Below are 11,657 nucleotides of genomic sequence, written 5' to 3'. Positions count from 1 at the left end.
AGTTTGAGGTTGCTCAACAAGTATCGACTATTGAGCAACCTCAAACTACAAACCACAAACTACAAACTACAAACTATAAAAATGGATCGTAATCAAATAATTGGCATTGTCCTGATTCTGGCGATGCTGGTCGGTTACCAGCTGCTGGTACCGAAACCTGCGCCCGATAAACAGCCGGCTCAAAAAACAATAACCACAAAACCGAATTCGGCATCCGGTGCGGAAGCGGCTATTAGTAAGGCCGAGCAACCGCTCGATTCAGCTGCCGCTAAGGCACAGTTTGGTGATTTTGCCTCGGCGGCTACTGGTACAGCCCGCGATATTATTGTTGAGAATAAAGATATCAAAGTAACCTTCAGTACTGAAGGGGGACAGGTTAAGGAGGTAGTGCTGAAAAACTACAAAACCTACGACCAGAAACCACTGGTGTTGATCGATGAGCAAAGCAGCAAGTCTATCCTGGAATTACCGACCAATCGGGGTAAGATCGATTTGCATAAACTGTATTATCAGACAACCGCTCAGAACAGTACCGTAAGCGGACAAGCCCAGCAAATTGTGTTCCGGGCCGAAGTGGCACCGGGTCAATCCATCGAGCAGGTTTATACCGTGCCTGCCGAAGGCTATGTGATTGACTATGACCTGAAATTGAATGGTCTGGGAAATGCCGTTGGGAATGACAACATCCGGTTCTTCTGGGAAGACAAGATGCGTCAGTATGAGAATGACCTGAGCAATAACCGTCGGGCGGCTACGATCAATTACCTCACTGCTGACGAGAATTTTCAGAACCTGACCGAAGGCGAAAGCAATCAGGAAACAACGGTCGAAGAACCAGTACAGTGGTTTACCATTAAGCACAAATACTTCCTCGCGGGTTTGGTGGCCAAAAATGCGCCGTTGACTAAGGCTAACTTTAAAACCCTGGTAGACCCAACAGATAGCAGTGTTGTAAAAACAGCCATAGCGGATGTAAGCCTGTCGATGGCTGATGTTAAAGCGGGCAAAGGTCAATATAAGCTTTTTTATGGCCCGAACGATTTTCAGCTACTGGGAAGTGTAGCCCCGGAGTTTGACCGTAACGTATACCTGGGCTATTCGGTGTTGAAGCCGATTAACAAGTATTTCTTTGTTCCCGTCTTTAACTACTTCGGGAAGTTCATTTCGAACTATGGACTGCTGATTATTGCCCTGGTGGTGTTCGTAAAACTTATTCTAACACCGTTAACCTACAAGTCGTACGTCAGTATGGCTAAAATGCGGGTGTTGCAGCCAGAATTGAATGAGATGAAGGAGCGTGTTGGCGACGATATGACCAAGCAGCAAGCCGAGCAGATGAAACTCTATCAGGAGGTAGGTGTTAGTCCGTTGAGTGGTTGTGTTCCGGTGCTGGCTACCATGCCCATCCTGTTCGCTCTGTTCATGTTGTTCCCGAACCTGATTGAGTTGCGGCAAAAGTCGTTCCTGTGGGCGAGTGACCTGTCTACCTACGATGCGTTCCTTAAATTCCCGACGCTTCCATTTATTGGTAGTCATTTGAGCTTGTTCACCGTTCTGATGACCGCATCGTCGATCGCATACGCGTATTACAATAACCAGACGACGCCAACGCAACCAGGGCCAGTGAATATGAAAGCGCTTAGCTATGTATTCCCGCTGATGTTTATGTTCGTGCTGAACTCGTACCCAGCTGGTCTGACATTCTATTACTTTGTATCGAACATTGTTACGATCACACAGCAACAACTCATTCGCCGATTTGTTGATGAGGATAAGATAAAAGCAGTGCTGGACGAAAACCGCCGGAAAAATGCAGCTGGTCAGGGTAAGAAACCCGGGGGATTCCAGGCTTTGCTGCAACGCCAACTCGCAGCGGCTGATGAAGCCCGTAAACAGGCTGAAGAAGCGCAGAAGAAAGCGAAGTCTAAAAAATCATAAGTTGTTAGTGACAAGTAATAGGCTGGTAAGCCAACGATTTCAGACTGACAACTATCGGCTAAAGACTGATGATTATAAAAATAAAAGCAACGCGAAGGCGTTGCTTTTTGCCTTAACCCAAAAAAAATGAACACCAAATCGTGTTGGTTTACAGTGTGGGTGTTTTGCCTTTGCTTGTTTCTGAACCAACAGACAGCACAGGCCCAAATTTCGCCTGAGGCTCAGCGACGCTATAATGCCGCCGTAAAGCTGGTTCAGGCGGGCGATTACGAGCGGGCTAAAACAGACCTGAATGTGCTGATTCAGCAACGTGGCCCATTAGCTCCCTATGCCAGTTATCATTTTGCCATTGCTGCATTTCGGCAGAAAAACTTCGCCCAATCCCGGCTGATGCTGAAACAGTTGCTGGAGTATTTTCCAGATTGGCGTAAGCTTAATGACGCCTATTATCTGCTCGCTGCTGCTTCGATGGAGTTGGGTCAGTATGAAGAAGCGATCGGCGTTATTCAGCAAATTAGTGATCCCGCTTTCCGGACGGATATTACGAAGCTTGAGCAGACGTTCGTGCCACGCATTACCGACTTGAATCGGCTGAAGCAACTCAATAAGGACTATCCAAGTGACCGGGTTGTTGGATTGACATTGATCGATCTAATTCAGCGAACAGCGAGTGATAAAGATGATCTGGAACTGTCGGATCGGCTGACGAATCGGTTTGGGGTGCCCACTGTAGCTACTCAGTCCAGTACAACAACGGGTACTGGAGCAGCTAATCAGCCAACATCAACTGTTATGAACCCATCGCGAAACGCCCGTGCGAAAGGGTACTATAACATTGCCGTGATGTTCCCATTCCGGGTTGATGAGTTTGATGCCGACAAACGAGCACGCTCCAACCAATACGTATACGATCTGTATAATGGGATCAAACTGGCCAAGTCCAAATTGCAGGAAGAAGGTATAACCGTTAATTTATTCGCCTATGATCTGGATAACGACGCGAATAAAACACTGGAGCTAGTCAATAGTCCTGCCTTTGCGCAAACCGATTTAATCATTGGACCACTGTATATTGAACCTAACCGGATTGCCTCGGCCTATGCCAATCAAAATAATATCGTGCTGTTGAATCCGATTGCCACCAGCAATGAATTAGTCGCCAATCAGCCAATGTCGTTTCTGGCACAGCCTTCCATGAATCAGCAGGCTAAGAAAGTAGTCGAACATGTTCAGAGCCTCAATGGACTTCGTCGGGCGGCAATTTACTTTGGCGTATCCCGAAAAGACTCGCTAATGGCACTGGCCTATCAAAATGAACTCAAGCAGCAGAATTATACGATTGTCGATTTTCGAAAAGTAAGTGGTACCGCGCAATCCATGGCGGATGCGATGAAACTGACTGAAAAGCCGACGGGTACACGCCCAGTAAATACAACGGCTACCATTAATTTGGGGCATGTGTTCTTTGCCAGTAGCAATGACGAAGATGGAGCCCGTATGCTTGATGCCTTGAGCCGTCGGAAAGTGAGCGCTCCGCTGGTAATCACGGCTTCGGCTTTTGATTTATATCGGACCGCATCGTCCACGTTTAATCGTCGGGATTTGTACCTACTTTATCCCGACTTTATCGACACATCAAGGGAGCCCGTCATTTCCTTTCAGGAACAATATGTGGCCAAACGCAATACGATTCCATCGGTTTTCGCCAGCGAAGGCTACGATATGATGTTATTCTTTGGGCGACAATTAGCTAAAAATGGCTTACAGGCCCGTAATCGCAGTAACCTTCGCTCCGATACCGACGATTATTTACTGTCAGGCTTTGATTATACACAAACCAACGAAAACCAAATCGTCCCAATCGTAAAATACGAAGACGGGCGGTTGGTGAGAATTAATGAGTGAATGAGTGAAAGAGTGAATGAGCGAAAGACCATCCGGTGATTTTCACTCATTCACTCTTTCACTCTTTCGCTCTTTCAACCTTATGACAACGAGCGAACAATTATTCGAAAAGGCTAAAACGCTGATTCCGGGCGGAGTGAACTCTCCCGTGCGGGCGTTTCGGTCGGTAGGTGGTACACCACTTTTTATAAAATCGGCCAAAGGGCCTTATCTCTACGATGAGGACGGCCGTCAATACATTGAGCTGATTAATTCGTGGGGCCCTATGATTTTAGGGCATGCCTTTGAACCGGTCGAAAAAGCCGTTCGGGATGCGATACAGCATTCGTTCTCTTTTGGCGCACCTACGCGTAAGGAAGTTGACATGGCCGAGTTGATCACGTCCATGGTGCCTTCTGTCGAAAAAGTTCGGATGGTAAATTCGGGTACAGAGGCCACTATGGCGGCCATTCGGGTAGCGCGAGGATTTACCAATCGGGATAAAATTATCAAGTTTGAAGGCTGTTATCACGGCCACGGCGATTCGTTTTTGATCGCTGCCGGAAGCGGTGCCATGACGATGGGAATCCCCGACAGTCCGGGTGTAACGAAAGCGACAGCTGCCGATACCTTAACCGCGCCTTATAATGATTTAGCGGCTGTAGAAGCATTATTGGATAATAACCATAATCAGGTAGCTGCCATTATTCTGGAGCCTGTTGTGGGAAATATGGGGTGTGTTTTACCTGAGCCCGGCTTTCTGGAAGGTATTCGCTCGCTGTGCGATAAACATGGCGTTGTCCTAATTTTTGATGAAGTCATGACAGGGTTCCGACTGGCAAAAGGTGGCGCCCAGGAACGGTTCGGGATCACGCCTGATCTGACGACGATGGGGAAAATCATTGGTGGTGGTATGCCTGTTGGCGCCTACGGTGGTCGCGCTGATATAATGAATATGGTGTCGCCGGCAGGGCCAGTTTATCAGGCGGGTACATTGTCGGGTAATCCAATTGCTATGTCGGCTGGTCTGGCCATGCTGAATTACCTGAATGAAAACCCTGATGTGTATACGCGTCTGGAAGCAATCGGCGAAAAATTAACGGCGGGCTTCCGCGCTGGTTTGCTAAAGGCAGGCCTGAACTACACGATCAACCATATTGGGTCGATGTTCACGCTGTTTATGACGGAACAGCCCGTATCGAATTTTATCGACGCTAAAACCTGTAACGTACCGTTATTTGGTCGTTATTTCCACGCAATGCTCAAGCGAGGTGTTTACCTGGCACCGTCCCAATTCGAGAGCCTTTTCTTATCTGTTGCTCTGACTGATGAACTAGTGGAGCAGGTTATTCAGGCGAACGAAGAAAGCCTGGTGGAAATGATGAATGTGCCACAATAGCCTTCATCATTCATCATTATTTATCATTCATCATACGTGTTTTTCTCCATCATCATCCCCGTCTTCAATCGACCCGACGAACTGCGCGAATTACTGAGTAGTTTGACGAAACAGACGTATACAAACTTTGAGGTAATCATTGTTGAGGATGGATCTACACTCAAGGCGGATGGAGTTGTAGCGGAGTTTGCGGCCAGCCTTGCTATTCGGTACTTTTTCAAAGAAAATTCGGGGCAGGGATTTACGCGTAACTATGGTTTCGAGCAAGCGAAGGGCGATTACTTCGTCATTTTTGACTCGGATGCGTTAATTCCTGCTCACTATTTTTCGGCTGTTAACAATCAACTGAGTCAAGCCTGGTTAGATGCGTACGGTGGGCCCGACGCGGCTCATCCCGATTTCACGCCCATTCAGAAAGCCATTAGTTACTCCATGACCTCCGTTTTTACAACAGGTGGCATTCGGGGAAGTAAGAAAAACCTGGGAGGAACCTATCATCCTCGTAGCTTCAACATGGGCTTGTCGCGGAAGGTATGGGAAACGATTGGCGGGTATAAACTAAGTCGGATGGGGGAGGACATCGAATTCGCCATTCGAATTATTGAAAATGGATTCAAGACTGGCCTTATTCCAGACGCGTTTATTTACCATAAACGCCGAACGAATTTTAGTCAGTTTTATCGACAACTCCGCTTTTTTGGGCGTGCCCGAATTAACATCTCCCGTTATTATCCCAGCGAGCTAAAGCTCGTTCATACATTTCCGGCGGTGTTTACCCTGTTTCTCGTATCCATCCCAGTCTGGGCGCTGATTAGCCCCGTACTTTTCGGGCTGGCTATCGGCTTTGTTTTGCTATTGGCGATTCTGATTTTGATCGACGCCACGCAAAAGGAAAAAAGTATTAAAGTTGGGTTGTTGAGTGTCGAAGCGGCTTTTGTCCAGTTAACGGGCTACGGTGTCGGCTTTATTTCAGAAGGTTGGAAGCGCTTTTGGGAACCGAAACAGTTTCGGGAAACAGGGGCCAGTATTGAGTACCCATCCTGAAAAGTACGTTAGCTAATTCTTTTTCTTTTATATTAGGCCAACGCTCAGTCAATCGTAACGAAATAGGCCTATAAAGCGTTACTTATTAAACTCCCCTGAACGAATCCTTATGGCCAAGCTTGCTAAACCACCCGGTCAACGCTTAGTGAAACGAATGAGCACGCGAACCAAGGGCCTGATTATTGCCCCGCTCGGTTTGCTGTTATTTAGCGCGGGTTTATGTGTGTTTAGTGTAGCGGCTGAGGCCCATAAAGCGGGAGCTCCGTTTCGACAATGGTTTTTATGGGGCGCGTATAGCCTGATCCTGATCAATGGTGGCTTATTGCTGTTTGGACAGGCCGTTCGTTACCGGGCTCAATTAGATTATCGGCGGTTTGTTCGTCGAGAGCTTAAAAAACGGGATCGTGAGCTAACCCGAATTCTCCAGAAACGCAAAACCTCGCCTAGTAAGGGCGAGGTTAGATAATGTACGTTCGACGTATACTAATCGCTTAAGCAGCTTTTTTCTCAGCGAACGATGCCTTAATCGCTTCTACGTCTACGTTTTTGATGGTAGGCTTACGCAGCAATTGTTTGATGGCGTTGGTTTTATTGTTGGCAATAGCGCGGTTCCGGCGGCCCTTACGCTTTAATTCAGTAACTCCCATGATTGTATCTTTTTAACGTATCGGTTCAAAATCAAGGTGCAAAAATACGGTTTTTTCTGACAGGATTAACAGGATTAACAGGATTTTTATGGGGCCAGGGTAGGTTTATAGGCATAAGTGTGTAGTAAACCGGATAAGATTAGGTGAATTTCTGCGAATCTGTACGCGTGTCTGTTAATTTTGCGCTATGCAAAAACCAAGCTTACCCAAAGGCACCCGTGATTTCGGCCCGGAGCAGATGCGCAAACGGCTCTTTATATTCGATACAATCCGTCAAACCTTTCAACGCTTTGGCTTTCAGCCACTCGAAACGCCGTCTATGGAGAACCTGTCGACGCTGACAGGCAAGTATGGCGATGAAGGCGATCAATTGCTATTCAAAATACTTAATTCCGGCGATTTTGCCGCTAGTTTGACGGAAAACGACCTGCAAACCGGTTCGAAGAAATTGACGCCAAAAATTGCAGAAAAAGGTCTTCGATACGATCTGACAGTTCCGTTTGCCCGCTATGTGGTTATGAATCGGAATGCATTGACGATGCCGTTTAAGCGGTATCAAATGCAACCCGTCTGGCGGGCCGATCGGCCACAAAAGGGGCGTTATCGTGAATTTTATCAGTGCGATGCCGACGTTGTCGGAACCGACTCTCTAATCTGTGAAGCAGAAATTGTTCTGATGATTCACGAGGTGTTTCGCAATCTGGGCATTCAGGATTTCACGCTCAAACTTAACAATCGAAAGATTCTGGCGGGTATTGCTGAGGTTATTGGTACACCAGGGCAGGAGGGGTTATTGTCTGTCGCGATTGATAAACTAGATAAAATCGGCAAAGAGAAAGTACTGGATGAGTTGCGTGAACGTGGATTTTCGGAAACGGCCGTCGCTAGTCTGGACCCCATCTTTACGTTCAGTAATCAGGCTCCCGCTCAGGTTTTAGAACAGCTTGAAACCTGGCTGTCGACTTCTGAAACCGCTCAACAAGGCATTGCAGAACTTAAAGAAACACTTCAGCTAGTAAGCCAATATGGTCTATTAGACAGTCAGGTTGAACTTGACCCAACGCTGGCTCGTGGGCTTTCTTATTATACCGGCGCTATTTTCGAAGTAAAAGCGAACGGTGTTAGCATCGGCAGTGTCAGCGGTGGTGGGCGTTACGACAATCTGACTGGGGCTTTTGGTATGCCCGGTTTGTCGGGCGTAGGGATTTCGTTCGGCGTAGATCGGATTTATGATGTCATGGACGAATTGAACCTATTCCCAGCCGGAGCAGGGCAGGGAACCCAGGTGCTTATCGTACCCTTTGATGCAGAGGCCCGCACTGTTGCTTTGCCTTTATTAAGTAAACTACGGACTGCCAATATCGCTTCAGAGGTTTACCCGGACCTGGCCAAAGTAAAGAAGATGCTCGATTTTGCCAATGCCAAAGCGATTCCGTATGTCGTATTGATTGGCTCAGAAGAAGTGCAAACGGGAGTGCTTTCGCTGAAAAATATGATAACGGGCGAACAGAAAAGAGCGACTGCAGAAGAGATTCTGCAACTGGTACAGTAAATTTTTGTCATTCCGACGTCAGGAGGAATCCGCTCCGGCGGCCCGGTCAAGCTTAACTAATACTAGAACTCGAGATTCCTCCTGACGTCGGAATGACAAAAATAACGTTAAAAATATCTATTCGACCTCAATTTTATTCGTCGATGAGTCCAGAACACGCTGCAAATCCATTTGCGTCAGCGCTGCGACTTCACCTACCACAATAATCGCCGGGTTGCCAACTCCTGATTCGTTAACCTTCTCATTGATAGTCGACACATTTCCCACCACAAGCTGTTGATCCATTAGGGTACCATTCTGAATAATGGTAACGGGTGTATTCGCCTTACCACAATTGGCAAAAACGGCCATAATTTCAGGCAGTTTGTGCATGCCCATTAAAATAACGACGGTTGCGGTCGATTGAGCCGCCAGTTGTAAATCGGACGAAAGCTGACCGGCTTTGGTCGTTCCTGTAACAACCCAGAAACTTTCCGAAATTCCCCGTGTAGTAAGCGGAATGCCAGCCGAAGCAGGTACGGCATAACTACTGGACAGACCCGGTATAACCTGTGTTTCAATGCCGTACTGACGAGCATAGTCAACTTCTTCATACCCTCGCCCGAATATGAACGAGTCACCCCCTTTGAGACGCACAACATGCCCGTATTGCTGAGCATAATGGACGATGAGTGGGTTAATATCTTCCTGCACGCACGAATAAGCACCCCGGCGTTTACCGACATACACTTTCAAGGCATCAGGTCGACAATATTCCAGTAAGTCAGGGTGAACCAGCGCATCATACATGACCACATTGGCCTGTTGTAATGCTTTAATTCCCTTTACAGTGATTAAATCGGGGTCACCAGGACCGGCCCCTACGAGCGTAAGCTTCATGATTCAATGAGTGAAAGAGTGAAAGAGCGAATGAGCGAAAGACTTTCTTATTAACTCTGTCTTTCACTCATTCGCTCTTTCGCTCATGGAAAACTAGCTATCCAGCGCCTGAGTTAAGGCTTGTAGCTCAGGTAAACCTTCCTGTTCAATTTGCACTTCCCGGTAGGCTTGCACAGCCTGAAGAAAGGCTTCGCCCTGCGCAATGAACTGACGAGCAAATTCTTCGGACGGCTCCTGTTTGTTAATGCTGAACACTAACGCTTTAAACTCACCTTCTGCCTGATGGAAATCGGGTGTCCCGACAAAGGTTTTATCGAAATCGCTAACAATACCATGTTGCGTATTGGTAGGTACATCGCGGCTCATCAAGGCCGCTCTGGCACCCGTAATGAACACATTGTAGGTATGGTATAAAGCATCTGACCAGCGGCTTTCAGAAAGTGCCTCACGGGCCCAGCCTAATTTTTCGTTGGCTTCAGTCAACGTTGTGGCTACCAGGTCGATGAGTACACTGGCGCATTCGCCAATACCCACTTCAGTAACGTATTGTTCGGTATGATCCCAGTCAATGTAATCACTGTCGACGAGTGTCTTCAGGTCGGCCAGCGGTTTCAGCAACTGATAAAAATAGTTTTTGCCCTGACGAGCATAGTAGTCGCTGTAGTATTCGCCATCAAACGTATTGGCTTCGAAATCACGAAGTAAATACCGCAGCGAATCAGGGCCACGTTTCGCAGGAATTTTAATGACCTTATCGGCAATTAGTCCTTCGCCTTTTCCATTAAAACCACCACCCAGCAATACCTGTAGGGCAGGAAGTACATAGGCTCCGTTTTTGAGCGATGACCCATGATAACCGATGTTGGCCACGGAATGCTGACCACAGCCATTCATACAGCCCGAAATCTTGATTTTGATGTCGTCGTTGAATACCAGATCCGGAAATTCATCGTGCATCATCGTTTCGAGCGCCCGTGTAATACCATAACTGCTCGAAATAGCCAGATTGCAGGTATCCGTGCCAGGGCAGGTTGTAATGTCGGCAGTCGTATCGAAACCAGGCTCAGCCAACCCAAGTGCATTGAGGGCCTGATAAATAGCTGGCAAATCCTCTGGTTTCACGAAACGAAGCAAGTAGCCCTGATTGACCGTCACCCGGATATCATCGGCGGCATATTGTTTCACAATCTGGGCCAACGCGCGGGCGGTGTCAGAATGCATATCACCCAGCAGGACACGAAGTTGAACCGAATACCAGCCCGCCTGTTTTTGTTCAAAAACGTTGGTTTTAAGCCAGCGATCAAACTGCTCATCGCCTTCAATAACACTCGGAGCGGGAGCATCCAGACGCTCGGCAGGTGGTGTTTCGAAAAGTGAATTGCCCGAGTTGTCGTCAACTTGATACGATTTCACGCGCAAAGCAGGCGTTTCGTCGGCAATGCGTTGCAGCAATTCCTCCAGACCAATGTCGTTGAGCAGGTATTTCATGCGGGCTTTGTGCCGCTTCTGGCGTTCACCATAGCGATCGAAAACCCGAATGACACCTTCGATGAATGGAATCACCTGGTCTTCTTCCAGAAATTCAAACGCCGTTTGTGCTGAAAAAGGTTGAGCTCCCAGACCACCACCCAGCATGACTTTGAATCCCCGTTTGCCATCCTGTAGGCGAGCAATCAGGCCTACGTCATGCATATAGCCATACGCAGAGTCTTTTTCGCTGGATGAAACCGAAATCTTAAACTTACGACCCATATCCTGACAAATCGGATTGCGCAGAAAATAGTCGAAAATGGTATGCGCATAGGGCGTAATATCGAAAGGCTCCAGTGGATCAACGCCCGCCCGGGCCGAACCTGTTACGTTTCGAACCGTGTTCCCACAGGCTTCTTTCAGCGTAATGTTGGCATCCTCGAGATCGGCCCAGAGCTGGGGCGAATCGGCCAGCTTGACAAAGTGCAGTTGGATATCCTGCCGGGTGGTAGCGTGTAGGTTACCCGTCGCGTATTTATCCGACAGATCGGCAATCCGAATCAGCTGATCGGCCGTGATTCGCCCGTGGGGTAGCTTAATCCGAATCATCTGTACGCCGGGTTGCCGTTGACCATACACCCCGCGTGTGAGCCGAAATTTTCGGAACGCTTCATCGGCTATATCACCTTGTTGAAACGAACCAATCTTCTGGGCCAGATCGAGGATGTCGCGCTTGGCGGCTGTGCTTACATTGTCAGTGAACTGGATAGACATAGTGAGTATTGTCTATAGGTTTAATAGCTTATTTTGTTAAAACGAAACGCCGGATTGGGCCGGCGTCTTG

Annotated in this window: 9 protein-coding genes; 6 read left to right on the top strand and 3 right to left on the bottom strand. The window is 47.8% G+C overall.

Going from position 1 to position 11,657, the window contains the following annotated elements; genetic code table 11:
• The first annotated feature begins 81 nt into the window (after positions 1-81).
• The 5 genes from yidC to ACYVGR_RS34900 all read left to right on the top strand — a co-directional run bounded on the left by yidC (position 82) and on the right by ACYVGR_RS34900 (position 6,731).
• Positions 82-1,938 (top strand): membrane protein insertase YidC, encoded by a 1,857-nt coding sequence (gene yidC / locus ACYVGR_RS34920; protein WP_460965131.1) that lies wholly within the window; start codon positions 82-84, stop codon positions 1,936-1,938.
• 126 nt (positions 1,939-2,064) lie between these two features.
• Positions 2,065-3,843 (top strand): outer membrane protein assembly factor BamD, encoded by a 1,779-nt coding sequence (gene bamD / locus ACYVGR_RS34915; protein WP_460965130.1) that lies wholly within the window; start codon positions 2,065-2,067, stop codon positions 3,841-3,843.
• Positions 3,844-3,925: 82 nt separating this feature from the next.
• On the top strand, positions 3,926-5,221 hold the full coding sequence (gene hemL, locus ACYVGR_RS34910; RefSeq protein ID WP_460965128.1) for a glutamate-1-semialdehyde 2,1-aminomutase: 1,296 nt from the start codon (positions 3,926-3,928) through the stop codon (positions 5,219-5,221).
• A 36-nt stretch (positions 5,222-5,257) separates the two neighbouring features.
• Entirely contained in the window at positions 5,258-6,265 is a 1,008-nt protein-coding gene (locus ACYVGR_RS34905) for a glycosyltransferase family 2 protein (RefSeq protein ID WP_460965127.1), read from the top strand.
• A gap of 109 nt (positions 6,266-6,374) precedes the next feature.
• Positions 6,375-6,731 carry a hypothetical protein gene (locus ACYVGR_RS34900; RefSeq protein WP_460965126.1) on the top strand — a complete coding sequence of 119 codons (357 nt, stop codon included), beginning with the start codon at positions 6,375-6,377 and terminating at the stop codon, positions 6,729-6,731.
• A gap of 25 nt (positions 6,732-6,756) precedes the next feature.
• Here the strand turns inward: ACYVGR_RS34900 and ACYVGR_RS34895 are convergent, their stop codons facing one another.
• A complete protein-coding gene (locus ACYVGR_RS34895; RefSeq protein WP_182462979.1) occupies positions 6,757-6,912 on the bottom strand; it encodes a hypothetical protein in 156 nt (51 codons plus the stop codon).
• A 187-nt stretch (positions 6,913-7,099) separates the two neighbouring features.
• Here ACYVGR_RS34895 and hisS point away from each other — a divergent pair, with 187 nt between their 5' ends.
• Positions 7,100-8,464, top strand: a complete 1,365-nt coding sequence (gene hisS / locus ACYVGR_RS34890) for a histidine--tRNA ligase (protein WP_460965125.1) — start codon at positions 7,100-7,102, stop codon at positions 8,462-8,464.
• Between the two features lie 117 nt (positions 8,465-8,581).
• On the opposite strand, the gene cobA is transcribed toward hisS, so the two are convergent.
• Together cobA and ACYVGR_RS34880 are read right to left on the bottom strand one after the other, a co-directional pair.
• Positions 8,582-9,343 carry a uroporphyrinogen-III C-methyltransferase gene (gene cobA, locus ACYVGR_RS34885; protein ID WP_460965123.1) on the bottom strand — a complete coding sequence of 254 codons (762 nt, stop codon included), beginning with the start codon at positions 9,341-9,343 and terminating at the stop codon, positions 8,582-8,584.
• Between the two features lie 93 nt (positions 9,344-9,436).
• A complete protein-coding gene (locus ACYVGR_RS34880; protein WP_460965121.1) occupies positions 9,437-11,587 on the bottom strand; it encodes a nitrite reductase in 2,151 nt (716 codons plus the stop codon).
• Positions 11,588-11,657: the final 70 nt, after the last annotated feature.

It is taken from the genome of Spirosoma litoris (genome assembly GCF_054776755.1).
Note: the sequence above shows the minus strand (reverse complement) of the source record. Positions and strands in the feature narration are given on the sequence as shown.

Coding starts and splice junctions, on each gene's coding strand:
- yidC (WP_460965131.1), top strand. CDS start 82: ATGGATCGTAATCAAATAATTGGCATTGTCCTGATTCTGGCGATGCTG.
- bamD (WP_460965130.1), top strand. CDS start 2,065: ATGAACACCAAATCGTGTTGGTTTACAGTGTGGGTGTTTTGCCTTTGC.
- hemL (WP_460965128.1), top strand. CDS start 3,926: ATGACAACGAGCGAACAATTATTCGAAAAGGCTAAAACGCTGATTCCG.
- ACYVGR_RS34900 (WP_460965126.1), top strand. CDS start 6,375: ATGGCCAAGCTTGCTAAACCACCCGGTCAACGCTTAGTGAAACGAATG.
- ACYVGR_RS34895 (WP_182462979.1), bottom strand. CDS start 6,912: ATGGGAGTTACTGAATTAAAGCGTAAGGGCCGCCGGAACCGCGCTATT.
- hisS (WP_460965125.1), top strand. CDS start 7,100: ATGCAAAAACCAAGCTTACCCAAAGGCACCCGTGATTTCGGCCCGGAG.
- cobA (WP_460965123.1), bottom strand. CDS start 9,343: ATGAAGCTTACGCTCGTAGGGGCCGGTCCTGGTGACCCCGATTTAATC.
- ACYVGR_RS34880 (WP_460965121.1), bottom strand. CDS start 11,587: ATGTCTATCCAGTTCACTGACAATGTAAGCACAGCCGCCAAGCGCGAC.